This window comes from Streptacidiphilus jeojiense, from assembly GCF_000719095.1.
GTDB lineage: Bacteria > Actinomycetota > Actinomycetes > Streptomycetales > Streptomycetaceae > Streptacidiphilus > Streptacidiphilus jeojiensis.
The window spans coordinates 31,946-56,226 of record NZ_JOEH01000026.1 but is presented as its reverse complement, the minus strand read 5'-3'; the positions used below and the strand labels follow the sequence as shown (position 1 = coordinate 56,226).

Annotated in this window: 22 protein-coding genes; 8 read left to right on the top strand and 14 right to left on the bottom strand. The window is 72.5% G+C overall.

Going from position 1 to position 24,281, the window contains the following annotated elements; all coding sequences use genetic code 11:
- Positions 1 to 6: 6 nt before the first annotated feature.
- Positions 7 to 963, top strand: a complete 957-nt coding sequence (locus IF29_RS0130560) for an RNA polymerase sigma-70 factor (RefSeq protein WP_232242666.1) — start codon at positions 7 to 9, stop codon at positions 961 to 963.
- A 28-nt stretch (positions 964 to 991) separates the two neighbouring features.
- Here the strand turns inward: IF29_RS0130560 and IF29_RS0130555 are convergent, their stop codons facing one another.
- Positions 992 to 1,573, bottom strand: a complete 582-nt coding sequence (locus IF29_RS0130555; RefSeq protein WP_030261622.1) for a PadR family transcriptional regulator — start codon at positions 1,571 to 1,573, stop codon at positions 992 to 994.
- A 156-nt stretch (positions 1,574 to 1,729) separates the two neighbouring features.
- Here IF29_RS0130555 and IF29_RS0130550 point away from each other — a divergent pair, with 156 nt between their 5' ends.
- The gene (locus IF29_RS0130550) at positions 1,730 to 2,272 is read left to right on the top strand and encodes a DUF3159 domain-containing protein (protein ID WP_030261620.1); all 543 of its coding nucleotides are present in this window, start codon (positions 1,730 to 1,732) and stop codon (positions 2,270 to 2,272) included.
- 144 nt (positions 2,273 to 2,416) lie between these two features.
- Here IF29_RS0130550 and IF29_RS49095 read toward each other — a convergent pair whose 3' ends face one another.
- The 3 genes from IF29_RS49095 to IF29_RS0130540 form a co-directional block, all read right to left on the bottom strand.
- Complete coding sequence (locus IF29_RS49095) at positions 2,417 to 2,545, bottom strand: discoidin domain-containing protein (RefSeq protein ID WP_408640824.1); 129 nt, start codon at positions 2,543 to 2,545, stop codon at positions 2,417 to 2,419.
- Positions 2,517 to 4,331: a ricin-type beta-trefoil lectin domain protein gene (locus tag IF29_RS49090; RefSeq protein ID WP_051726239.1), complete on the bottom strand. Its 1,815-nt coding sequence runs from the start codon at positions 4,329 to 4,331 to the stop codon at positions 2,517 to 2,519. The genes IF29_RS49095 and IF29_RS49090 overlap by 29 nt, the downstream gene beginning before the upstream one ends.
- A gap of 315 nt (positions 4,332 to 4,646) precedes the next feature.
- A complete protein-coding gene (locus IF29_RS0130540; protein ID WP_051726238.1) occupies positions 4,647 to 5,942 on the bottom strand; it encodes an MFS transporter in 1,296 nt (431 codons plus the stop codon).
- A gap of 136 nt (positions 5,943 to 6,078) precedes the next feature.
- Here IF29_RS0130540 and IF29_RS0130535 point away from each other — a divergent pair, with 136 nt between their 5' ends.
- Positions 6,079 to 7,251 carry an ROK family transcriptional regulator gene (locus IF29_RS0130535; RefSeq protein ID WP_051726237.1) on the top strand — a complete coding sequence of 391 codons (1,173 nt, stop codon included), beginning with the start codon at positions 6,079 to 6,081 and terminating at the stop codon, positions 7,249 to 7,251.
- Between the two features lie 39 nt (positions 7,252 to 7,290).
- Here IF29_RS0130535 and IF29_RS48630 read toward each other — a convergent pair whose 3' ends face one another.
- Both IF29_RS48630 and IF29_RS0130525 read right to left on the bottom strand, forming a co-directional pair.
- Positions 7,291 to 8,244, bottom strand: a complete 954-nt coding sequence (locus tag IF29_RS48630) for a helix-turn-helix domain-containing protein (protein ID WP_084715237.1) — start codon at positions 8,242 to 8,244, stop codon at positions 7,291 to 7,293.
- Positions 8,241 to 9,116, bottom strand: coding sequence for a peptidoglycan-binding protein (locus IF29_RS0130525; RefSeq protein WP_030261612.1), 876 nt, complete (start codon positions 9,114 to 9,116; stop codon positions 8,241 to 8,243). Before IF29_RS0130525 ends, IF29_RS48630 begins: the two co-directional genes overlap by 4 nt.
- Positions 9,117 to 9,480: 364 nt before the next feature.
- On the opposite strand from IF29_RS0130525, the gene IF29_RS0130520 reads away from it, so the two are divergent.
- On the top strand, positions 9,481 to 9,915 hold the full coding sequence (locus IF29_RS0130520) for a hypothetical protein (RefSeq protein ID WP_030261610.1): 435 nt from the start codon (positions 9,481 to 9,483) through the stop codon (positions 9,913 to 9,915).
- Positions 9,916 to 10,024: 109 nt separating this feature from the next.
- Here IF29_RS0130520 and IF29_RS0130515 read toward each other — a convergent pair whose 3' ends face one another.
- Positions 10,025 to 10,636: a TetR/AcrR family transcriptional regulator gene (locus IF29_RS0130515; protein ID WP_030261609.1), complete on the bottom strand. Its 612-nt coding sequence runs from the start codon at positions 10,634 to 10,636 to the stop codon at positions 10,025 to 10,027.
- Positions 10,637 to 10,802: 166 nt separating this feature from the next.
- Between IF29_RS0130515 and IF29_RS0130510 the strand changes: the two genes are divergently transcribed.
- Complete coding sequence (locus IF29_RS0130510; RefSeq protein WP_030261608.1) at positions 10,803 to 11,837, top strand: aldo/keto reductase; 1,035 nt, start codon at positions 10,803 to 10,805, stop codon at positions 11,835 to 11,837.
- On the opposite strand, the gene IF29_RS42495 is transcribed toward IF29_RS0130510, so the two are convergent.
- Positions 11,828 to 12,652, bottom strand: coding sequence for a LamG domain-containing protein (locus IF29_RS42495; protein WP_157624008.1), 825 nt, complete (start codon positions 12,650 to 12,652; stop codon positions 11,828 to 11,830). The genes IF29_RS0130510 and IF29_RS42495 overlap by 10 nt on opposite strands.
- Before the next feature lie 327 nt (positions 12,653 to 12,979).
- Here IF29_RS42495 and IF29_RS0130500 point away from each other — a divergent pair, with 327 nt between their 5' ends.
- Positions 12,980 to 13,636, top strand: coding sequence for a TetR/AcrR family transcriptional regulator (locus tag IF29_RS0130500; RefSeq protein WP_051726234.1), 657 nt, complete (start codon positions 12,980 to 12,982; stop codon positions 13,634 to 13,636).
- Between the two features lie 135 nt (positions 13,637 to 13,771).
- Complete coding sequence (locus tag IF29_RS0130495) at positions 13,772 to 14,227, top strand: group II truncated hemoglobin (protein WP_030261605.1); 456 nt, start codon at positions 13,772 to 13,774, stop codon at positions 14,225 to 14,227.
- Between the two features lie 7 nt (positions 14,228 to 14,234).
- On the opposite strand, the gene IF29_RS0130490 is transcribed toward IF29_RS0130495, so the two are convergent.
- The 6 genes from IF29_RS0130490 to IF29_RS0130465 all read right to left on the bottom strand — a co-directional run bounded on the left by IF29_RS0130490 (position 14,235) and on the right by IF29_RS0130465 (position 21,126).
- A complete protein-coding gene (locus IF29_RS0130490) occupies positions 14,235 to 15,464 on the bottom strand; it encodes a saccharopine dehydrogenase family protein (RefSeq protein WP_037597195.1) in 1,230 nt (409 codons plus the stop codon).
- Positions 15,465 to 15,582: 118 nt separating this feature from the next.
- Positions 15,583 to 16,617: a Gfo/Idh/MocA family protein gene (locus IF29_RS0130485; RefSeq protein WP_051726233.1), complete on the bottom strand. Its 1,035-nt coding sequence runs from the start codon at positions 16,615 to 16,617 to the stop codon at positions 15,583 to 15,585.
- An 84-nt stretch (positions 16,618 to 16,701) separates the two neighbouring features.
- A complete protein-coding gene (locus IF29_RS0130480; RefSeq protein WP_030261602.1) occupies positions 16,702 to 17,835 on the bottom strand; it encodes a LacI family DNA-binding transcriptional regulator in 1,134 nt (377 codons plus the stop codon).
- A 35-nt stretch (positions 17,836 to 17,870) separates the two neighbouring features.
- Positions 17,871 to 18,740: a carbohydrate ABC transporter permease gene (locus IF29_RS0130475; protein ID WP_051726232.1), complete on the bottom strand. Its 870-nt coding sequence runs from the start codon at positions 18,738 to 18,740 to the stop codon at positions 17,871 to 17,873.
- Positions 18,741 to 18,802: 62 nt separating this feature from the next.
- Positions 18,803 to 19,759 carry a carbohydrate ABC transporter permease gene (locus IF29_RS0130470; RefSeq protein ID WP_051726231.1) on the bottom strand — a complete coding sequence of 319 codons (957 nt, stop codon included), beginning with the start codon at positions 19,757 to 19,759 and terminating at the stop codon, positions 18,803 to 18,805.
- Complete coding sequence (locus IF29_RS0130465; protein ID WP_157624007.1) at positions 19,756 to 21,126, bottom strand: ABC transporter substrate-binding protein; 1,371 nt, start codon at positions 21,124 to 21,126, stop codon at positions 19,756 to 19,758. Before IF29_RS0130465 ends, IF29_RS0130470 begins: the two co-directional genes overlap by 4 nt.
- Positions 21,127 to 21,394: 268 nt before the next feature.
- Between IF29_RS0130465 and IF29_RS42490 the strand changes: the two genes are divergently transcribed.
- Positions 21,395 to 24,265, top strand: coding sequence for a polysaccharide lyase family 8 super-sandwich domain-containing protein (locus IF29_RS42490; RefSeq protein ID WP_051726229.1), 2,871 nt, complete (start codon positions 21,395 to 21,397; stop codon positions 24,263 to 24,265).
- Positions 24,266 to 24,281 lie beyond the last annotated feature (16 nt).

The window sequence follows — 24,281 nt, the reverse complement described above, 5'->3', positions numbered from 1 at the left end:
GATGTCATGCGGGTGGTCGCGGCAGGAGGGGCGGGTCCGGGTCCGGCCCCGATGTCCGCCCGGGCCGAGGAGTTCGAGGAGCTGCGACCGCTGCTGTTCGCGATCGCCTACCGGATCCTCGGCAGTGTGAGCGAGGCTGAGGACGCGGTCCAGGAGGCCTGGCTGCGCGTCGAGGGCTCCTCGGCGCAGCCGGTTTCGGTCCGGGCCTTCCTGTCCACCGTGGTCACCCGGATCTCGATCGACGTGCTGCGTTCGGCCCGGGTCCGCCGGGAGGAGTACGTCGGGCCGTGGTTCCCCGAGCCGCTGCTCACCGATCCCTACCAGGACCCGGAGCGCTCGGCGGAACTGGCCGAATCGGTCTCCGTCGCGGCCCTGCTCCTGCTGGAGCGGCTCAGTCCGTTGGAGCGTGCGGTGTTCGTGCTGCGGGAGGTGTTCGCCTTCGGCTTCCCCGAGGTCGCTGCGGCGGTGGGGCGCTCGGAGGCGGCATGCCGCCAGCTCGCGCTACGGGCGCGTCGGCACATGGACGCGGGCCGTCCCCGGTTCGAGGCCGACCGCAGGGAGCGCGAGGAACTCGCCGACCGGTTCTTCGACGCCCTCCGGGAGGGCGATGTCGACGGGCTGCGCGAACTGCTGGCTGCCGACGTGCAGATGGTGGGCGACGGCGGCGGCAAGTCGCCGCAGCTGGCCGAACGCATCCTCGGTGCCGAGAGCGTGGCGCGGGTGCTGGTCGCACTGGTGCCGTCCTTCGTCCGGATCGGCGGGGTCGTACAGCCACACCGGGTGAACGGCCAGCCGGGAGCGGTCGTCCGGGACCGGGAGGGCAGGGTCGTCAACACCTTGGCCCTGGACATCCTGGACGGGCGGATCCGCACGATCCGTACGGTGATCAACCCCGACAAGCTCAGGCACCTGGGTCCGCCGGCCGACGCCTGGTCGGTCCTGCGCGAGGCGTCGGTGCGCTGACGCAGTGGGAGCCGGGACTGCGGCCCCGCTACTTCTGGTCTTCTTCCTCCTGGGCCGGGTCCCGCTCCGCCTGGTCCTGCTTGGCCTTGGTGCGGGCGGCGACCTGGTCGGCGGCCCAGGCCGACCATTCCTCCGTCATCAGCCAGAGCCGCTTGCCGTACTCCAGTGCCAGGCCGCTGTACTCCGCCAGGTCGGTGTCGGGCCAGTCGGCGGAGGTCGCCTCGATGGCCTCCAGCGTGGCGACCTCCTTGCCGGAGGCCTCGGTGAGCCAGCGGAGGTAGTTCTCCGACTCCTCGCGGCTGAGCGCGCCGAGCAGGAAGATGCGCAGCAGCGACTCGCTGCGCGGGTGCAGCTCCGGCTCCGTCTCCAGCAGCCAGTGGCGGATTTCGGCCAGTCCGGCCTCGGTCAGCGCGTACTCCTTGCGGCCGCGCGCACCCTGCTCGGAGACCGACAGCAGACCGGCGTCGGCCAACTTGCCGAGCTCCGGGTAGATCTGGCCCTGCGTGGCCGGCCAGGTGTTGCCCAGCGACAGCTTGAAGATCTGCATCAGGTCGTATCCGCTGGCGGGTTGCTCGCGCAGCAGCCCCAGCAGTGCATGTCGCAGGCTCATGACCGTTGACATTAGCTTCCGGTTCGGACGGGTGGCCAGTCGACATCTCGGGGAACACCTGTCGCTGTCGATATTTCTGGATTGACATGTTGGTGACGAGATTTTAGCTTCGACCTGTCAGTCCAGACATGTCAGTCGTATCGAGGGAGCCCTCCCGTGTCCTACCTGCGCGCTTTTGCGCCATGGATCGCCTTCGCGGTCATCCCCTCTGCACAGTGGAAGTGGGCCGCGCTGTTCGCGCTCGTCGTCTCGGTCGTCGAGATCGTGCGCAAGACCCGCGGCGGACTGCCGCTGGACGCGCAGATCATGGAACTCGGAACCAGCGCCTACTTCACCGGACTCACCGCGCTCGCGTTCACGGATCCGCATACCGCGCTGCATGCGTACATCCCGGCGATGGCGTCGGGTGCGCTCGGGGTGATCGCGGTGGGGTCGCTGCTGGTGTGCAAGCCCTTCACCCTCGGCGTTGCCCGGCAGAGCATGCCGCGCGCGGTCTGGGACAACCCGCTGTTCCTGCGCGTCAATATGATCATCTCGGCGGTATGGGCCGCCTCGTTCGCGGCCGGATGCATCGGGCTCGCCGCCCTGGCGCACTCCTCCGCCGTCGGCCGCATCATCGTGCAGACGGCGGCGTTCGCCCTGCCGCTCGTCTTCACCATGCGCTACGTCGACCATGTCCGCTCCCGGGCCCGCGCGTAGGAGGGCACGGAGACCGACGCCACTCGGGCCCAGGCCACGGCCTAGCCGGTGCCCTGACGGCGTCGGTGCGGGGTGGGCCGGGAATCGGATTCCCGGTCCACCCCGCACCTGAGTGCTTAGCAACGAGCGCTGAGCGGTACTCAGCTACAGCACCACCTTGCAGATGCTCTGCACCGAACCCAGATCCACCTGCAACCACTGCGGATCCGAGAACGCACTGGACCAACGCGTCCCCGTATCACCATCAACCGCATCCTGCGCCGGCGTACCCACGTTCTCCGCCGACGAAGCCGTAGCCGTCTTGTTCAGCCAGCACCACCTTGCAGATGCTCTGCACCGAACCCAGATCCACCTGCAACCACTGCGGATCCGAGAACGCACTGGACCAACGCGTCCCCGTATCACCATCGACCGCATCCTGCGCCGGCGTACCCACGTTCTCCGCCGACGAAGCCGTGGCCGTCTTGTTCAGCGCGACATTGGTCGTACCGCACCCGCTGCCGCCGGCCGCGTTCACCACCCAGCTGAAGGAGGTGGATCCGACCGCCCCGGTGGTGTCGCTGGCAGTCACCGTGACGTTGGAGGTCCCTGCGGCCGTCGGGGTGCCCGAGATCAGGCCCGACGAGGCGTTGATCGACAGCCCGGCGGGCAGCCCGCTGGCGCCGTAGGTGAGGGTCTGGCCTGACGCCGAGTCACTCGCCTGTACCTGCAGGCTGGTTGCCGTTCCGACGGTCGAGGTCTGGCTGCCGGGATTGGTCACCGTCACCGTGTTCCCGGTGCCTCCGCTGCCGGTGGGCATCGTCCACTGCTGCTGGGCGGAGTCGGTGCAGGTCTCGATGTCGAGCCGGGAGGCGGTGTTGCCGCCCGGATCGGTCAGGCACAGCCCTGAACTCGGGTTCAGTAGTTCGCCGTTGGCCTGGTGGGTCCAACCCTGGGCGGCGGTGCCGTTGCAGGGGTACCAGTCGACGTTGGTGCCGCTGGTGGTCCCTGCGCTCACCACGTCCAGGCAACCGCCCTGCACCCGTACGGTGTTGTCGCTGTAGGGCGACCACTGCTGGCCGGCGCTGCCGTTGCAGGCGCTCACCCCGATCGGGTTGCCCTCGGTGTTCAGCGAGTTCTGGTTGGTCGCGCAGAGGCTGTTGATCCCCTTGAGCGCACCGGTGGCGGTGGCGGTGCCGGTCGGGGTGGAGTTGCCGCCCTGCTCGTACACGGCCACGTAGCCGACGCTCATCGAGGCGCCCGAGGTCGTCGCCGCCGTGGGGGTCGCCGAACCGTAGACGCCGTCCGGGTAGTTGCCGCCCATCGCCAGGTCCCAGATGATGAAGAACCCGTGGTCGATGGCGGCCTGCCAGGCGGCGGTGCCGACCGAGGCCTCGGTGATGGTGCTCTCGACCGTGCCGTCCATCAGGAACTGCAGGGTCTCGGCGCTGGTGTCGGTACGGTCGATGATGACCGAGTAGGTGTGGTAGCCGGTCTGGCAGGTGGATCCCGCGCCGGGACAGGCGATCAGGCCGTGCCCGGGGCTGTTCGCCGAGTCGTGCAGGGTCTGCGAGGCCTCGTTCAGGCCGTTGACGTCCTCCATCATGTCGATCTCGCCGGACTGCGGCCATCCGCCGCCCGCGCGCATCGGGGAGCCCAGGGCCCAGAACGCGGGCCAGTAGCCGAGGCCGTTGGCGGGGTTGGGCTGCTCGATCGAGGCGGTCATCTCCAGCTTGCCGCCGGCCGGTGCCTGGAAGTCCTCGCGGGTGCTCTCCAGCCGTGCCGAGGTCCAGGTCCCGCCGTTGTTGATGGCCTTCAGGACGAGGTGGCCGTTGCCGTCCAGGTAGGAGTTGGCGGTCGAGTTGGTGGTCTGCTCGCTCTCCCCCGTCCCGTAGCCGGTGCCGATGTCGTAGAACCAGTTGGCCGACGACGGTGCCGAGCCGGCTGCCCCGGCGAAGTTGTCGCCGAACACGGTGGTCCAACCCGACGGCGCCGGCGGCACGGTGTCCGCCTGCGCGGCGGGGGCGGCGACCATCGTGGTGGCGACGGCGCCGGACAGGCATCCGGCCAGCAGTGCCACGGTGGCCAGGAGCGAGCGCCCCCTCGCCGATGTCCGGGGCACCTGCCTTCGAGGTTCGCTTCGTCGGCCGGGCCCCCGGCCGATACGCGGTATGACGAACACGTTGCCTTCCCTTCAGCGCGGCTCGCGCCTTCTCGGTTCCAGCAGCGGGCATGGCGGAGCTGCGGCGGAGTGACGGCGCAGCACGCCTGCCCGTAGGGCCGGTTGGCGTTGATTCGTGCGGAAGAGAGCGCTCTCTAGCCAGCTGATTTCTACGGGGCATGCACATGGCTGTCAAGCGTTCGCGCGTACAGACTCACCAAATCCGACCCGTCGTCAGCCGGCCCGGTACGGCCCGGATCCCGCGAGTCCGCGCCAGGTACCAGCCACGATGGCGAGCAGCAGCAGCCCGGCGCAGCCGAATGCGGTGCGGGCGCCGGCGAGGTCCGCGAGGGTGCCCATCGCCAGACCGGTGACCGGGCTCGCGCCGGGCAGCGCCATGGTCCACGCGCCCATGACCCGGCCGCGCAGTTCGGGCGCCGCGCGCAGCTGTACCAGGGTGTTGGCCCGGGCGACCATCCAGATCGAGGTGAACCCGACCGCGGCCATGCCGACGTAGAGCAGGACCGGGTCCGGCGCACACGCCGTCGCGGCCGTGCTCAGGCCGGTCGCCGCTGCCAGCAGGGCGACCTGACGGCCCGTCGGCTCGTCGCCGCGCGCGGCGAACAGGGCGCCGGGCAGCGCGCCGAGACCGAAGACGGACAGCAGTGCGCCGTAGCCGCCGCCACCCAGGTGGAAGACCCGGTCGGCCAGCAGCGGCATCAGCACACCGGGGTTGAACAGGATCCCGCAGGCCGCTGCGATCAGCAGGCAGGAGCGGATCGCCGGGACGGACCATGCGTAGCGCAGACCGGCGCGGGCGGCGCCCCGGCGTGCCGTCGGCGCGGCGGGCGGTTCGGGCGTTTCGTGCGCGGGCGTGGCTGCAGGCGTCGGCGGTTGCAGGGCCGGTGGTTGCAGCAGCAGGACCGCGAGCGGGGCGAGGAAGGACGCGGCATTGACCAGGACGCAGGCGCCCGCGCCCCACAGCACCAGCACCACGCCGCCGAGTGCCGGGCCGAACACCCGCGAGGTGTTGAGGATGACCTCGTACAGGCTGACGGCGCTGCTCAACCGCGCCCTCCCGACCAGGTCCAGGACGTAGACCTGACGGGCCGGTCCGTCCAGGGCGTTGACCAGCCCGCTGCCGCCGGAGAGCAGCAGGATCGACCAGTAGGCCACGGCATGCGTCGCGATCAGCAGGTACAGGGCGAGGCTGAGGACGGCGAGCGCGCCCTGGGTCCCGATCAGCACCCGGCGCCGGTCCAGCCGGTCCACCGCGGCGCCGCACCACGCCCCGGCGATCAGGCTCGGCAGCATGGTCACCGCCGAGAGCACGCCGAGCCCGACGGCGCTGCCCGTCATCGTGAGCACCAGCCAGGAGGTCGCCACGGCCTGCGTCATGCCGCCGGAGGCCGAGGTGATCTGGCTCAGGAACCACCAGCGGAACGGCCGGAAGGCCAGCGCGGCGAACGGCGGTTCCTTTCGCGGCGGAGCAGGCGGGCGGGCGTCTGTTGCGGTCCTCCGGCCGGGCATCTATTCTCCTCAAATAAGGGAAATACCAGTCATGGTGAGCAGGCGTCAGACGGACGATACCGACGGCTGGGCGGTTGCGCAGCAGGTATGCGCCCACCTCTCTTTATCGCGGTGTCAGGGGAATTGGAGGCCAGCCATGGACGCCAGGCAGCGGGTGCTGGGCGCCGTCCGGACCTGCGACGGGACCACCCGAGCCGAGCTCGCCGAGGAACTGGGCCTGCCGCTGGGCACGGTGACCACGGCCGTCACCGGACTGCTGCGGGCCGGCGCGCTGGCCGAGCGGCCCGCCGCTAGCGCCGCAGGCGCCCGGGCCGGTCGGCCCGCGATGCTGCTGGTCCCCACCGCGCCGCCGCGCACCGTCGGTGCGGTCATCTGGGCGCACGGCCGGCTGCAGATCGCCGTCGCGACCTACGGCGGCACGGTCCTGGCCCGCAGCGACCTCTCGGTCCCCGACGACCCGTCGGACCCGCAGGTCCTCGATCCGGCCTGGATGTTCCTGAGCGAGGCGGGCGGAGGGGCGCTCGACCGGATCATGCTGGGGGTGCCCGCCCCGTTCCAGCGCGGCGTGGGCCTGCCGCCCGCTCGGCTGCCGGTCCCCGACCCTGTCGACGGCGGCACCGGCGCGCCGCGTTCCGGGTTCGCGCCCTGGCTGCGTCCCGACCCGGCCAGTGCCCTGGCCGAACGGCTCGGCGTGCCCGTCGTCATCGAGAACGACGCCAACCTCGGCGCTCTCGGCGAGGCGCACGCGGGTGCCGGGCGCGGGCACCGCTGCCAGGTCTACCTCAAGCTCGGCGAGCGCAGCGTCGGCGCCGGGCTGGTGCTCGACGGCGCCCTGTACCGGGGGACCTCCGGCTTCGCCGGGGAGATCGCGCACATCCACGCGGACGACGAGGGGCCGCTGTGCATCTGCGGAGCCCGCGGCTGCCTGTCGGCCCGGGCGCGCCGCCCGCTGGTGGAGCTGATGGAGACGGCCTACGACCGGCCGCTGGACTTCGCCGAGGTGCTCCGCCTCGCGGACGCCGACGAGCCGGCCCCGGCCCGGGTACTCCGCGAGGTCGGTCGGGCCCTCGGCCGTCCGCTGGCCGACCTGTGCACATTCCTCGACCCGGGCCTGCTGGTCCTCGACGGCGCGTTGGGGGGCGCGGGCCGCCATGTGCTGCGCGGTCTGTCGGAACAGATCGAGCGCTACTGCGCCCCGGCGGTCGCCTCCTCCCTGACGCTGGTCGTCGGCGCGCTGGGCACCGACGCGGACCTCTCCGGCGCCATCCGTCTCGCCCGCGCCGAGGCCCTGGCCCCGGCCGGGCGTTGACTGCCCGCCGGATCCCGCACCGCACGATGTCGTCCCTGGTCAGGGCGGTGTCGCCGAGTAGCACTCGGCGGCCTTGCCCGGCCCGAGGGTCACGCAGGCCTTCAACGGAGCACTCCCACCGGCGAGGGCCACCAGGCGCGTGTAGACGAACGGGTCGACGTTGCTCGGGTGCGAGACCGTGGCGCTCTGGGTCGGCCGGCCCTGGGTGGAGAGGCTGAGCCGGTCGCCGGACCTGGCGTTCCAGACCCTGGCCCAGGCGGCCCGACAGAGCGGGTTGTACCGGATCTCGAGCCCGACTCCGGCCGGGGTCTGCACATGGAGCAGGGTCTGCGGTTCGACTCCGCACAGCTCCGTGCCCGGGTCCAGCCCGTCGCAGGCGGCTCCGGTGCAGCCGACGTGGAAAGCCGAGGACGACGGGTGTGCGGAGCCGGCGCCGGGCGAGGCGCCGCCGTCCGCGGCCGAGACGGTGAAGGCCGCGCAGGCGAGTAACGCGACGGCGCCGGTGGCGAGGCCGATCGTCCACCGCCTCCGGGCCCGTCCGGCCGCTCCCCCGGCGGGAGCGGCAGCGGGCACGACAGGACCGGGCTCGCCGGGTTCGCCGGGTTCGCCGGGTTCGCCGGGTTCGCCGGGTTCGGCCGTAGGCGGTTCCTCGGTCCGGACGTCGGCGTCCTGCGAGCTCCCGACCGGGCCGACCGGCTGGGCCGAAGAGACCGACGGAACCGACGGCGTCGCCAGTGTCGCCGTCCGCCGGCTCCACGCGGACTCGGCCAGTTCCCACATCGCCTCCAACCGCGGCTCCGGCTCCTGCGCCAGCTCGCACAGGGTGCGCACGGCGGGCCAGGGCGGCAGTGTCCGCCCGGCCAGATAGCGCTGCCAGGACGACCTGCTGTAGGGCGACGCGGCGGACAGCGCGGACAGCGTCAGCCCGCAGCGCTCGCGCAGCAGGCGCAACTCGGCGGCCAGGCGCACGCATTCGGGTGGGATGTGGCTCATCCGCGCAACGCCGCCCAGGTCCGCGGCCCCACCTGTCCGTCGACGTCCAGCCGGTAGGTCTTCTGCGCCTGGATGACCGCGGCCTCGGTCAGCGGGCCGAAGTTGCCGTCGATGCCGCCGGGGGAGATCCCCGCACGCTGCAGCAGGCACTGCAGCTCGGCCACCTCCGGACCGGACATGTCGACCTCGAGCGGGTCGGTCAGGGTGGTGCTGTTCCCTGCGTACCAGCGGCCCGCTCTGCGGACGTAGTCGCAGGCGTAGTCGACCGGCCGCGCCACCGCACCCACCCGGGCGGGGGCGGCCACCGACCGGCCCTGGCCCGCGAGCACCACCAGCGTCGCCACCGTCGCGCCCAGCGCGGCCGAGACGACGGCGGTGACCAGCAGTTGCAGGCGCGCCCGGCTGCGCTGGCCGGCGGGCGCCGTGACGGCAGGCACGGCGTGCACGACAGGCTCGGCAGGTGGGGCAGGCTCGGCCTCGTCGGCCGTGGACGCGGCCTGCACCGGTACGGCTGAGGGGTCGTCCGGTCCGACGTCCGGTCCGACGTCCTGTCCGACCGGGGCGACGCCGTCGTCCCCTGGCTGCCCGGAGTCCTCGGGCTGTTCCCGGCGCCAGGCGTCCGCCGCCATCTCGTACCGGGCCAGCAGCCGGGCCGAGTCCGTCCCGGCCAGCTCGGCCAGTGCCTCGACCGCCTCGGGCGGGGGCAGCAGCCGCCCGCCGAGATAGCGCTCCCAGGACGAGGCGCTGTAGCCGGTTCTGACGGCGAGCCGTCTCAGCGTCAGTCCGCTGTCGTCCTTCGCAGAACGCAACCCGCCCACGAACTCCACCACCGCCGGGTCGAGCCCGCCGGGCAACGCCTTCCAACGCGCCACTGTCCCACCCCTCCGATCCACCCCGGGCCCGTTCCGACCCCTGGGCCCCGGCGGGATCGTAGCGAGCTTTGGTATGAACCAGTCAGCCGGGCCACACCCTCACAAACAGCACCAACCGCCGACCGCAGCCGACACCCCGTCACCCTTTTGGGGCGTCAGCTGACACTTCGTCCCCTGACGGACCGTTACCACGCTGAGCAGTAGGTATGCGGCATTGACCGGCGCGACACACCGCGACCGCGACCCGTTCGGACCGGACGCCGACATGCGGTGGGTGGGGAGTCCGACTTGTGTGATTCCTGTGAGCCAGGGTTGGAAGCGGTACACCGTGCCGCGCCCGGGGCTTGCTGGAGGTAGCACAAGCATGCGTTCCATTCACGCCGTTGTCGGTACTGCTGTTCTGGGCGCGAGCCTGGCCCTCGTCGCCCCCGCAGCCCAGGCGGCGACGCCGCAGGCCTCCCGGGCCTGCGCCAAGGCCGTGACGGCCGCCGAGAAGGCGGAGGCCGCCTACAACGCCGCCGTGTCGGACTACAAGAAGCAGGTCGCCGGCGGCGGCCACCCCGGCACCGCCGAGCGGGACAACCTGACCGCGCTGCAGAGCGCCGCCAACGGTGCCGCCTCCTTCGCGGCCCGGGTCTGCCCGGACGCCAAGGTTCCCTCCGGCACCGTGCACACCGGCATCGGCTCCACCAGCCAGGGCGCCAACACCGCCGACCTGGCGGCCGGCGCGGCCCTGATCGGTGCCGTGGGCATCGGCGCCGTCGTGCTGCGCCGCCGCCACAGCGGCAGCCAGGCCTGACCGGAAACCTCCCCGGCAGCCCGGCTGCACCCGTGGGTCCCCGCCTGCAAGGGCGGGGACCCACGTCGTCGTTCCCGCCCCGGCGGGCCGGCCCTCCCCCGATGGCCCGTCAGCGCGGTTGGCGCAGCAGCCCCGCGACGAGGACCTCCACCAGTCGGCGCGCGTCGTAGCGGGGGTCGCTGTCCGCGCCGATGCAGAGGTTGCCCACCCCGTGCATCAGTTCCAGGGCGGTGAGGTCGGACCGGATCTCGCCGGAGGCGACCGCGGCGTCCAGCAGTCGGCTGCACACCGGCACGAGGCGGTCCAGGAAGTAGGTGTGCAGCGTCTCGAAGCCGGCCTGGTCGGACCGCAGCGCGGCGGCGAGTCCGTGCTTGGTGACCAGGAAGTCCACGAAGAGGTCGATCCACTGCCCCAGCGCGGCGTGCGGGCTGCCGCCGGCGGCCAGCAGGGCCGGGCCGGCCTCGGCGCAGGCTTCGACCTGGTGCCGGTAGACCGCGATGATCAGGTCCGCCCGGGTCGGGAAGTGGCGGTAGATGGTGCCGGTCCCGACGCCGGCCTCGGCGGCGATGTCGCGCACCGGCGCCTCCACGCCCGACGCGACGAAGACCGCGGCGGCCGCGTCCAGCAGTGCCTCCTGGTTGCGCCGGGCGTCCGCCCGCCTGGGCCGGACCGCGGCCCCCGCGCCCGCGCCCGCCTCTGCCGCCTCGCCGTTGTCGGTCACTGCGCCCTTTCCTCCACTGTCCACATGCGCCGCTTGCCAAAGCGGAACATAGTTCCGTATCGTTAGCGGAGCAACGTTCCGCTTATTCGAATGATGCCAGAGCAGGAGCCCGGCGACCAAGCCGGGCAGTGCCACCATGCTTCACCCGCGACGGAGGAACACAGTCATGCAGTACCGCACCTTGGGCCGCACCGGTGTGCAGGTCAGCTCGCTCGCGCTGGGCGCGATGAACTTCGGCAGCATCGGAAGCACCACCCAGGACCAGGCCACCGCCATCGTCGACGCCGCCCTGGAGGGCGGGGTCAACCTCATCGACACCGCCGACATGTACGGCGCCGGCGAGTCGGAGGAGATGGTCGGCAAGGCCATCGCCGGCCGCCGCGACGACATCGTGCTGGCCACCAAGGCGACCCTGCCGATGGGCGAGGAGCGCAACCACCGCGGCAGTTCCCGCCGCTGGCTGGTCACCGAGCTGGAGAACAGCCTGCGCCGGCTCGGCGTCGACCACGTCGACCTCTACCAGATCCACCGGTGGGACCCGGACACCAGCGACGAGGAGACGCTCTCGGCGCTGACGGACCTGCAGCGCGCGGGCAAGATCCGCTACTTCGGCTCCTCCACCTTCCCCGCCTACCGCATCGTGCAGGCCCAGTGGGCCGCCCGCGAACACCACCTGGCCCGCTACGTCACCGAGCAGCCCAGCTACTCGATCCTGCAGCGCGGGATCGAGACCCACGTCCTGCCGGTGACCGAGCAGTACGGGCTCGGCGTGCTGGCGTGGAGCCCGCTGGCCTCCGGCTGGCTGTCGGGCGCGGTCCGCGCGGGCCGGACGGTCAGCACCAACCGCTCCAGGCTGATGCCGCAGCGCTTCGACACCGCCCTGCCCGCCAACCGGGCCAGGCTCGACGCCGTCGAGCAGCTGGCCAAGGTCGCCGAGGAGGCCGGACTGACGCTGATTCAGCTCGCGCTCGGCTTCGTGACCGCGCATCCCGGGGTGACCAGCGCGATCATCGGCCCGCGCACCCTGGACCACCTGCGGGCCCAGCTGGCCGCCGCGGACACGGTGCTCCCCGGCGACGTGCTGGACGCGATCGACACCGTGGTCGCCCCCGGCGTCGACCTGGCCGCGCACGAGAAGCTGGACACCCCGCCGGCGCTGCTCGACCCCGCGCTGCGGCGCCGGGCCCCGGCCTACCGGTAGACCCGGATCCGGTCGATCAGCAGGGTGATCGGACGGGTCGAGACCGGGAACCGGCCGGGCTGGGCCGAGACGCTGAGATTGGCGATCAGGTAGGCGTGCCAGTCCGGGCCGACACCGGTGCGGTCGCTCTGCGCCAACCGCAGGCTGTGGGTGTCGTCCCCGACGTACCAGCTCACGTCATCCGCGTTGAAGCGCACCGCCACGTTGATCCACTTGCCGAAGCCCACCAGCGGCGAGTGGACGAAGGCGAAGGTGTCGGCGCCCTCGGAGTGGTTGGCGAACTCGATGATGTCGGGGGTCTCGCTGTGCCATTCCATGAGGTCGACCTCGTTGCCGTCGCGCCAGGTCCACAGGCCCGGCCAGGCGCCGTGGCCGCCGCCGTCCTGACGGCCGGGGAGCTTCAGCCGGACCTGCGCGTAGTCGCCGGTCCTGAGCTGGAAGCCGTTGCCGCCCGCGGCACCCGAGCCGTACGGCTCGGTGCTCAGCAGGCCGGTCCGCCAGGGGCCGTGGGCCGTCCTGGCCGTGGCGGTGACCTGCAGCGCGCCGTGGCTGATCCGCATCGCCGCCGGTTCCAGCTGGTCGAGCTTGGCGTCGTTGCGGTCGGCCCTCCCGCCGTCGGGGTAGGCGACCGTGGACTCGGCCCACACCGCGCCCCGGCGCCCCCAGCTCGGCGAGTTGAACTCCTCGTCGAAGACCAGGGCCTGGGGCGCGGCCGGGCGCCGGGCCACGGCGGCCCGGGCCCCGGGGGTGGCGGGCAGCAGCAGCGCCACCATCACGGCTGCGGTCAGGGCGCACAGGACGGCTGTACGCGGCACGGCGCGCATATCGCTCCGGAGTGGGTGAGGAGGATCGGGCAGAGCGCAGCGATCCATTCCCTGCGGAGGGGCGGGGCAAGTCCGCACTCCCCTGTTCGGCCCAGCCGGACCGCCCGTCCGCCGTCCGGCCCGGGCGTCGCCGTGGTGTCTCCGTCGCGCTTGCCGAGGCCGATGGCCTCGATCATCCTCTGACTCCCTGCCGATGCGTCGGATTCTGACGGTTTCGCGGAAACCGGCGCCTCCGTCGGGACGGCCCTCGGTTTTACGAGACATTGAGTCGCTGCCAAGACGCTCTGTCTCGGTAGCGTCAATGTGTAGCATGCAGGTGTGCCGAAACTGTGGAACGAGACGATCGAGGCGCACCGCCATGCCGTGCGCGACGCGATCATGGAGACCACCGCGGCCCTGGTCGGCGAGCACGGCCTGGCGTCGGTGAAGATGACGCAGATCGCCGAGCAGGCCGGGATCGGGCGGGCGACGCTGTACAAGTACTTCCCCGACGTCGACTCGATCCTGATCGCCCGCCACGAGGAGCACGTCGCGGCGCACCTCGCCCAGCTCGCCGAACTCCGCGACCGGGCCGGCACGCCCGAGGAGCGGCTGCACGCGGTCCTGGGGACCTACGCCCTCATCTGCCACCACCGCGCCCGCCACGCCGGCATCGACGTCGCCGCACTCGTCCACCGCGGCGAGCCCTTCGCCCGCGCCGAGCAGCGGCTGGTCGACCTGTTCCAGGAGGTGCTCGGCGAGGCCGCGGCGGTCGGCGCGCTGCGGGCGGACGTCTCCCCCGACGAACTCGCGCTCTACTGCCTGCACGCACTCTCGGCGGCGGGGAGCCTGCCGGACGAGAGCGCGGTGCACCGCCTGGTGACAGTCACCCTGGCCGGCCTGCGCCCGGCCGCCGCCCCCGGCGAGCCGAACCCCGCCGGGCCGGCGGACCGGCACCGGGCCGCGCACGAGCACCAGCGCCACGCCCGGCACTGACCAGTACCGACCGGCAGGGTCGGCCGACGCAGTCGAACGACGCGGTCCGCGGCTCCCCCGGTTCGGCACCGCGACGCGCCCTTCCGACGGAGACTGTGCACAGGCGGACCTGGCACACACCACGGGAGGACCAGCATGACCGAGCGTTCCGAGACCCTGTTCGAGGCCGTCGGCGGGATCGACGCACTGCGCCGGCTGAGCAACACCTTCTACGACGCCGTGCTGGCCGACCCCCTGCTGGCGCCGGTCTTCGCCGACTTCAGCCGCACCCACGTCGAGCATGTGGCGGTCTGGCTCGCCGAGGTCTTCGGCGGCCCCACCGGCTTCACCGACGGGCTCGGCGGCCACCAGTCGCTGCTGCGCTCGCACCTCGGCCTGTCGATCACCGAGGAGCAGCGGCTGCGCTGGATGGAGCTGATGACGACCGCCGTCGAGAAGGAGCTGCCGGACGACGAGCTGCTGCGCCGGCGGGTCCTGGAGTACTTCGACTGGGGAACCGCGATCGCCCGCGACGTCTCCGCCGACCCGGTGGGCCAGGACCTCGGCGACCCGGGGCCCACCCCGCGCTGGGGCTGGGACGGCCTGGCCTGACGGCTCCTCAGCGGCCGGCCGGGGCGGGGTGACGTGTGGGCGGCCCGCTCGGCGGCGGGTCCAGGACGGTGAAGCGCAGTCCCGCGGCGGTGAGGCGGTCGATCAGGGCGGTGCCCAGGGCCGCGGCGGTGGTGACCTGTCCGGCGGTGGGCGGCAGCGGGTCGAAGGCCAGCGAGAGGGCGGCCTCGGCGAGCATCTTGGCGGTCTCGGTGTAGCCGGGATCGCCGCCGGAGACCTCGGTGACCACCCGGCGGCCCCCGCTCTCGCCGACGAACCTGACGGTGAACCAGCTGTCGGCCCGCTGCCGGTCGCTGGGTCCCTGGCCCGGCCGGCGCAGCGAGGAGACGGCGCGCCGCAGCGGCGGCACCTGGGCGACACCGACCAGGGCCGCCGCGCCGAGGGCCGCGGCCAGGGCCACCGGCAGCAGTCTGACCGCGGCGTGGTGCGCATAGCGGAAGTCCGGCCCGTAGCCGGGCAGCGCGGCGGCCGAGCGCGCCACGATCTGCGGGTCGATGGTGGGCAGCGGCAGCACCCAGGCCGCTGCCGCGCGGGACCGGCGCGGCAGGCCGGTGACCGCGCGGACCCGGCGTCCGGCCGGCCGCGGCTCGGCCGCCCGGCGCGCGCGGGCGGCCCGGGCCATCGGCAGCAGCCGGGAGAAGGCGGTCAGTGCGGAGTCCAGCGTCCCGCCGGAGACCGTGCCGCCGGCCCGCACGAAGCCCTGCACCCTGATCGGCCGCTCGGCGCTGCCCTGCGGCAGCGCGTTGACGGTGAACAGGACGCCGAGGTCGTGCGGCACCGAGTCGAACCCGCAGGCGTGCACGATACGGGCACCACTGGCCACCGCGCGTTCGTGGTGGCGCAGGTACATCCGGTCCACGAACTCCGGCTCACCGGTCAGGTCGACGTAGTCGGTCCCCTCCTCGGCGCAGGCGGCCACCAGCGGTTCCCCGTGCCGCGCGTAGGGGCCGACCGTGGAGATCACCACCCGGCTAGCGGCAGCCACCTCGCGCAGCGCGGCGGGGTCGGCCGAATCGGCCACCAGCAGCGGCAGTTCGGCCAGCGCGGGGCGGTCGGCGGCCAGCCGCGACCGGAGCGCCTCCAGCTTGCCCCGGTCGCGGCCGGCCAGGGCCCACCGGCAGCCGTCCGGCGCCGCCGAGGCCAGGTAGTCGGCGGTCAGCGCCCCGGTGAAGCCGGTGGCGCCGAACAGGACGAGGTCGTACGCGCGCTCACGGGCCATGCTGTTCCCTACCGCCGAGTAAGTTCACCGGGGGGCCACGCTAGGGACGGACCTGAGCGCTTGTCAACGAAGGCGCGGGCTGGACCGCGCCGTGCTGCAGCAGTCCACATCGGACCTCCTACAGCTGCCCGGCCAGTGCTGCGGTCGGGTCCTCGTCCAGGACGACGCGGGCGCCGTGCTCGGCGGAGCGGTAGGCGGCGGTGAGGGCGGCGACCACGCGCAGGCCGTGCTCCGCGCTGACGGCGGGCGCCTCCTCACCGCGGACGGCTGCCGCGAAAGCGGCCAGCTGGTGCTGGAACGCCGTCGGCACGTCCTCCGGGGTCTCGGCGGCGAGCAGGACCGGGGTGCCGGCGTCGGGTCCGCTGTACGGGTGCAGGGTGGCCCCGGCGCCTCGGGCGACCTTGACGGCGCCGTGCTCGCCGATCAGCACCACCTCGTTGTGGTTGGGCAGCCCCGCGCTGGTCACCGCGATGTGTCCGACCACGCCGTCGTCCAGTTCCAGCCTGGCCAGCACGTCGGTCTCCACCGGATAGGCCTCGCGGTGGGCCGCGGTGGCGCTCACCGCGTGGACGCGGCGGCCGGTGAGCCAGAGCAGCCGGTCCACGCAGTGCGCGCCGATGTTCACGAAGACGCCGCCGCCGGCCACCGCCGGGTCGAAGAACCAGGAGGGGCGGGTGCCGGGGCGGTAGTCGGTGCTGCGCCGGTCGTCGACCATCAGCAGCGGGCCGATGGCCCCGGCGTCGACCGCCGCCTTGGCCGCCGCCATCGGCGGCAGGAAGTGCTGGATGTGGCCGACGAAGAGGACCGCGCCCGCCGCCCGGCAGGCCAGGTCCATGGCCGCGCAGTCGGCGACGGTGGTCGCCATCGGCTTCTCGACCAGCACGTGCAGGCCGGCCGCGGCGCAGTCCAGCACGATGGCGGTGTGCAGCGCGTGCGGGGTGTTCACCACGACGGCGTCCACCAGTCCCGAGGCGATCAGCTCCCGGTGGTCGGTGAACACCGCGGCCCCCCAGGGGGCGGCTACGGCACCGGCGGTGGTGGCCACCAGGTCGCAGACGGCGGTCACCCGGACGCCGGCGACATGCTGGGCGGCGTCGGCGTGCAGTACGCCGACGGCGCCCGCGCCGACCAGTCCGAGCCGGATGTCAGTCACCAGGGTTCCTCTTTCTCTGTGGGTTCGGGGTGGTTCAGGTGGTTCGGGTGGATCGGGGCGATCGGGGGCGGCTCCCCGGACGGCTCAGCCTGCCGGGGCGGCCCGTACCGCTCCGCACGAGGCCCGCACGGTGATGCCCGGCCGCAGCAGGATCTGATGGGACGGCAGGTCCGGCCGCTCCAGCCGGCCCAGCAGCAGTTCCGCCGCGGTGCGGCCGAGTTGGTGCTTGGGCGGGGCGACCGCGGTCAGCGGGACCTCGGCCAGGTCGGCGATCTCGTCGTCGTAGGCCACCAGGGCCAGGTCGGCGGGGACGGTCAGGCCGGCCCTGCGGGCGGCGGCCAGCAGCAGGATCGCCTGCCGGTCGCCGAAGCAGACCGCCGCCGTGGCGCCGGCGTCCCGCAGCGCGGCGACGCAGCGGTCCGCGGTGGACGGGCTCCACTCCTCCCTCCTGGCGCTGAACTCCTCGGAGGTGCAGCCGAGTTCGGCGATCGCCTGGTGGAACCCGTGCCGGACCGGACCGGTGGTGGGGCTGCCCTCGCGCAGGGTCAGGCCGATGGTGCGGTGGCCCAGCGCCGCCAGATGGCGCACCGCGTCGTAGGCGCCGGCCTCGTGGTTGCTGCAGACGTACTCGTTGGTGGCGCCAAGCGAGGTGGCCCGCCGTTCCACCAGGACGTTGGGCACCTCCAGCGAGGCCAGCCGGCGCAGGTAACGCTCGTACGGCTCCTCGCGGTTGAGGGTGGGCACCAGCAGCAGCCCCTGCACCCCGGCGTCCAGCAGGTCCTTCAGCTCCTTCTCCTCGCGGGCGGCCTCGTAGCCGGAGCAGGCCAGCAGCAGCCGGGCCCCGGCCGCGGACAGTCCCTCCTCGATCCCCTGGAGCACCCGCGGGAAGTAGAAGGTGGTGTCCGGCACCAGCACGCCCACCAGCGGGCGGCTCGCGGCGCGGGCCGCCGCCTCGTCGGGGGCCGCGCGGATGAAGGTGCCCGCGCCCTGCCGGCGCGACACCAGTCCCTCGGAGACCAGGTCGTCCACGGCCCGCCGGACCGTGCTCACCGACGTCCCGCTGCTGCGGGCCAGTTCGAGCTCGGTGGGCATCCTGCTGCCCGGCGGCCAGGAGCCGTCCCGGATCTGCTCCCGCAGCTGCGCCGCCAGCTCACGGAACTTCAGATCCCGTGCCTGGTGCGGTAGGGAGCCGCCCGGCTGCTCCGCGTGCGGTGTCATCGATCCCTCTTCCCCCGTGCCGCGTGTACGGCTGCTCACTTGACCGATCCGACGGTCATGCCCTCGATGATGCGGCGGCCCAGCCAGACGTAGCACGCCAGCACCGGCAGGACCACCAGGGCCACGCCCGCGAACAGGCCGCCCCAGTCGGCTCCGTTGTACTGCATCTGCTGCAGGAATCCGAGCAGCGCCAGTGACAGCGTCTGGTGGCCGGTGCTCTGGATGAAGATCAGCGCGAACACCGTCTCGCCCCAGTGCTGGATCACGTTCAGGATCAGCGCGGTGACCAGGCCGCCGCGGGCCAGCGGCAGCATCACCTGCCAGAAGGTTCGGAAGGGGGAGGCGCCGTCCAGGGCCGCCGCCTCCTCCAGTTCCACCGGCAGGGTGCCGAAGAACCCGGTGAGGAAGAAGGTGGTGAAGGGCAGCGAGGTGGCGATGTAGACCACGATCAGGCCGAACAGCGAGTCCACCAGGTGCAGGTCGTTCATGACCACGTACAGCGGGAGCATCACCACCTGGGCCGGCACGCCGAGGCCCAGCGCGAAGAACATGGTGAAGCCGCTGTTCCAGCGGGTGGTGATGCGGCTGAGCGCGTAGGCCGCCGGGGCGCCCAGGGCCAGCGTGCCCAGCGCGGTGCCGGCCACCACCACCAGGGTGTTGCCGGCGGCCTGGCCGAACTGGCCCTGGGTCCAGGCGCGTTGGTAGTTGTCCCAGTGCAGCTCGTGCGGCAGCCGCCAGGGGCTGGTGAAGATCTCGCTCGCCGACTTCACCGAGGACAGCAGCATCCACAGCCCGACTAGCACGTTGAAGGCGACGAAGAGCCAGACGATCGGGACGCCGAGGATCCTGGTGGGGGTGAGTCGGCCGCGCAGCCGCGTGAAGGGCCCGGGAAGGGTGTCCGCCATCGGGACCGGCCTCCTGTCTTTCTCGTGATGGGACTATCTGGGGTCAGAACTGCGCAGTGTCGTCAGAACTGCACGGCGTCGCGGCGCATCACCCGGCGGATGAGCGCCACCAGGAGCCCGACCAGCGCGACCATCACCACCGCGCTGGCGGCGGCGGAGCCGTAGCGGGGCACGCCGCCGGAGGCGAAGGCCTCTCCGTAGGTGTAGAGGGCGGTGTTCCACACCCCGGTGTCGGGCATCTGCCCGGCCGCTCCGGCGAAGGCGTAGATGAACTCGAAGACCTTCACCGCGCTGATGGTCCACAGCACCGCGCAGACCCCGACCACGTCCCACATCAGCGGCAGCGTCACATAGCGGAACTTCTGGAAGGCGTTGGCGCCCGCCAGTTCGCAGTCCTCGTACAGGTCCGGGGGGATCTGGTCGACGGCGGCCATCAGGATGGTGGTGTAGAAGCCGGTGGAGGTCCACACCAGGCCGATCATGATGACCCGGAACAGGTCGCCCTGGCCCAGCCAGTTCGGCGGGTGGTGCCAGCCGGTCGCCCCGAGGATGGAGTCGACCAGGCCGCCCTGCTGGAACAGGAAGCCCCACAGGATGGCCAGCACCACGCTGGAGATGATGTTGGGGAAGAACAGGATCGCCCGGGCCGCCTTGCGTCCGGCCATGTCGCGCAGCACCATCGTCAGCCCGAAGGAGACCAGGAAGGTCAGCCCGCCGACGCCGAAGATGATCCACAGGGTGTTCCCGAAGGCCGAGTGGAACGTCGGGTCGGACCAGAGCCGCTGGTAGTTGCGCAGGCCCACGAAGCTCATCGGCCCGGCGCCGGCCCACTTGTTGAGGCTCAGCCAGACGGTGAAGAGCGAGGGGCCGGCGAAGAACACCCCGTACACCAGCAGCGCGGGCACCAGCAGCGGCCAGAACAGCCGGCGCCTGCGGGCGGCCAGCGGGCTGGCCTGCCGGGCCGGGGCCGGGCGGGCGGCCCGCCGGGTGCGGGACCGCCCGTCGAGCACCGCGGTCACTGGGCCATCTTCCAGTAGTCGACCGAGCCGGACTTCAGTTTGGCGGCGAAGTCCGCGACGCTCAGCTTGCCGTCGACGAAGGAGGTGTTCAGCCGCAGGAACACCTTGGTGTACCACTCGGCGGCGGTCTCCTTGACCCCGTCCAGGGTCTCCACGACCTTTCCGGAGTCCAGCGCCTTCTTGGCGTCGGCCAGTTCGGCCGGCGCGGCGATGTCGGTGCGGGGGGTGAGGTTCTTGGCGGTGGTGGCGATGCCAGAGAGGTGGTCCTTGGCCAGGAAGTAGGCGATGAACTTCTCGGCCGCCGCGGCGTGCTTGGCCTTCTTGGGTATCGAGAAGCCGATCAGCGAGACGTCCTCGGTGGTGTCCCCGCCGGCGCTGAACGCCGGGAAGGCGAAGGAGCGGTAGCTGAACCCGGACTGGGCGAAGGGGCCGGTCTCGCTGGGGGCGAAGGTGCCCAGCAGCAGGAAGTCGGACTTGCCGGCCGCCCACTTCTGCTGCACGGCGGGCCACTTGGAGCCGTTGTAGCCGGCCGTGAAGTCGCCGGCCTTGATCAGCGCCTCGACCTTGTCCAGGGCGGCCAGGAACCCGGGGGCCTCGAACTTCTCCCCGGTCTTGTCGGTGGCGGCGGCGCCGAAGGCGCCCGGGCCCAGCTCGCGCAGGACCGCGTAGTAGGTCCAGTACGCGCTGTAGTCGGCGATGTCCCCGTCCAGCGCCAGCGGGCCCGCCCCGCCGCGGGCGGTCTTCCGCTGCGCCAGCAGCTTGGTGAACTCGTCCCAGGTGGCCGGGGGGTTGGCGGCGACCTGGGGAAGCGTCGTGCCGTTGTACCAGATCTGGTCGGTGAGCACCTCGTAGGGGATCTGCCACAGCGCGCCGTCGGTGGTGGCCAGGTTGAGATAGCTCTTGGGGATGACGCTGCCGACGGTGCTGCCGCTCTCGCCGGGAACGGACTGCTGCAGCACCGGGGTGAGGTCCAGGGCCTGTCCCGTCGCCTGGAGCTGGGCGTAGGCGAAGCGGTCCGCCGAGTCGATCAGGTCGGCGGGAACGTTGTTGGTGTTCAGGGTCGGCGCCAGCTGCGTGGCGACCTGACGGCCCTTCCACTGCACGGTGACCTTGACCCCGGTGTCCTTGGTGAACTGCGCGAGGGCTGCCTGGAGCACCTTGGCCTGCGGCTCGTCCTTGGTCCACATCGACCAGTAGGTGAAGGAGTCCGCGGCGGCCGATCCCGAACCGCTGCTCCCGGTCGAGGAGGCGCAGGCGGAGGCGGAGAGCGCCAGGGCCGTGCCGATGGCGGTGGCCACAACCGCGCGGCGCAGCGGCGAAGAGGCGTGGGGGCGGGAGGCGGATCTGGACGGGGCGGCAGCGGACACGGTCACTCCTCGGGAGTCTGGACCTGCGGGGTGGGCCCATGATTTCCCCGAATTCATCCGCCGGTCAACGGCCGTCAAGGCAATGAATCACGCATGAATATCCGTTCGCAGGCCAACTCCGGGGAGTATTGGGATACATGCCTGAATTGCCCTGGATCGGGAGCTGACGATTCATAGCGGAAAGAGTCTTGACTCATGCCCTGGCCGATTCCTACGGTGCGCCAACCCCCCGATTCCGGTCCGCCGGACCCGTCCGCCTGGAGCAACGATGGACGCACTCCCCCGCCGCCGCTTCCTCCAACTCGCCGCCACGGCGGCGACCGCAGCCGCCGTCGCGTTCGCCGCGCCCCCACTGCGCGCCTACGCCACCGACGCCTACGACGCCCTGCGCGCCACCTGGACCGCCATCCTGACCGGCGGTTCCATCGACCCCACCGACCCGGCCTACGCCCCCGCCCTGACCACGCTCAGCACCGAGGCCACCGGCTACTGGACCACCCTCGCCGCCGACTCCGGCGCGGACTCGCTCTGGCCGGGCCTCACCCTGACCGACTCCGCCAATCTGACCACCAGTTACAAGCAGCTTGCGGCCATGGCCACCGCCTACGCCACCCCCGGCACCACCGCCACCGACGGCAGCGGGCAGGACCTGTACGGCAACGCCGCGCTGGGCGCCGACGTGGTCGCCGGCCTGGACTTCCTGGCCGCGCAGGCCTACAACTCCGGCGCCAGTGAGAGCGGCAACTGGTGGGACTGGGAGGTCGGCTCCCCCAAGGCCCTGCTGAACGCGGCCCTGCTGGTCCAACCGCTCCTGACGGATACGCAGATCGCGACCTACACGGCCGCCGTGGACACCTTCGTGGCCGACCCCACGATGAACAAGCAGGGCACCGCGCGGACCACCTCCACCGGGGCCAACCGGGTGGACCTGTGCCAGGTCGTCGCCCTGCGCGGGATCCTGGGCCGCGACAGCGAGCGGCTGACCACCGCGGTCTCCGCGCTGTCCGCGGTCTTCCCCTACGTGACCAGCAGCGACGGGCTGTACGCCGACGGCTCCTTCGTCCAGCACAGCTACATCCCCTACACCGGCACCTACGGCATGGTGCTGCTGCTCGACCTGGCCGCGCTGTTCCAGCTGGTCGACGGCACCGACTGGGCGGTCACCGACCCGGCCGCGGCCCACATCTACGGCTCGGTCGACTCCGCCTTCGCGCCCTGGGTGTGGAACGGCCTGTGCCTGGACGCCGTGCGCGGGCGGGCGGTCTCCCGGATCGGCGAGAGCGACCTGGACGACGGCGTCCTGATCACCCAGGCCGTGCTGCAGCTGGCCCTGTCCGCCTCCGCGGTCCAGGCCGCGGACTACCGCAGCCGGGCCAAGGGCTGGATCGCCGCCGACAACGGCTACGCCTCCTTCGACGCCGTGGCCGCCATCCCGGCCATCGCCAACGCCGCACCGGTACTGGCCGACACCGGCACCGGCGCCGGCACCGAGCCGGACGGCCTGGTGCTCTTCCCGGGGATGGACCGCGCCGTGCACCGCCGCCCCGGCTGGGCCTACGCCATCGCCATGTCCTCGGCCAGGATCGCCCGCTTCGAGTCCTTGAACGGGGAGAACCTGCACGGCTGGCACACCGGCGACGGCATGGGCTACCTCTACCTGGCCGACGACCTGGCCCAGTTCACCGACGGCTTCTGGCCCACCGTCGACCCCTACCGGATGCCCGGCACCACCACCGACACCTTCGCCCTGGCCGACGGCGTCGGTACCGGCTACCGCCCCACCCCCACCTGGGCCGGCGGGGCCGCCGTGCCCGGCGGCTTCGGATCCGCGAGCATGAGCTTCCGCAGCTACGGCTCCACCCTGGTGGCCAAGAAGTCCTGGTTCCTGCTGGACGACTGCGTGTTCGCGCTGGGCGCCGGGATCACCGGCGGCAGCGGAGCGGACGTCACCACCACCGTCGAGAACCGCAACCTGCACACCGACGGCGCCTACACGCTCACCGTCGACGGCACCGCGCAGAGCGTCTCGGCCGGCTGGTCCGCCTCGCTGCCGGTGGCCGGCTGGGCCCACTCGGACCGGACCGGCGGGTACCTCTTCCCCGGCGGCGCCACCGTGCAGGCGGCACTGACCGACCGCACCGGGGCCTGGAGCGACATCAACACCGGCGGTCCCACCGACCCGGTCACCCGGCCCTACCTCACCCTGGGCCTGGACCACGGCACCGCTCCCTCGGGCGCCGCCTACGCCTACGCGCTGCTGCCCGGCTTCACCGCCGCGCAGACCGCCGCCCGGGCCGGCCAGCCCACGGTCACCGTGCTCGCCAACACCGGCAGCGTGCAGGCCGTCCGCTGCGACCGCCTCGGGCTGACCGCCGCCAACTTCTTCGCGGCCGGCACCGCCGGCGTGATCACCGCGAGCGCGCCCTGCGCGGTGGTGGTGCAGCAGAACGGCGACCGGGTCGACATCGGCGTCTCGGACCCGACCCAGCTCGCGACCACCGTCACGGTGACCGTGGCCCGCGGCGGAACCGTCCTCATCGCCGACTCCACGGTCACCGCCACGGCCGGTTCGTCGGCGCTCAGCGTGACCGTGAACCTGACCGGCACCGCCGGGACCACCCAGCACGCCTCCTTCACCGTCACCGGAACCCAGCTCGCCGCGGTCGCCGACGCCTTCGTCCGCGACGGCTCCTACGCCTCCACCAACTACGGCACCGCGACCACGCTGGTGGCCAAGAACACCGGCACCACCGGCGGCGGCTACAGCCGGGCCGCCTACCTGGCGTTCGACACCAGCGCCCTGGCCGGTGCCACGGTCACCTCGGCGGTACTGCAGGTGTACGGCTTCGTCTCGGACTCCGGGGGCACCCAGACCACCCTGGACGCCTACGCCGTCGGCGACACCGGCTGGACCGAGACCGGGCTCACCTGGAACAACCGGCCCGCGCTCGGCGACCTGCTGGCGAGCGCGGCCGTGACCGGCACCAAGGCCTGGCTGTCCTTCGACGTGACCTCCCAGCTGGCCGCCCCGGGCCGGATCGGGCTGGCCCTGTGGCAGTCCGGTGCGGGCCTCGCGGTGGTACTCAACTCCCGGGAGAGCAGCGCCTACCAGCCCCAACTGGTGGTCACCACCGGCTGAGCGGACCGGTCCCGGA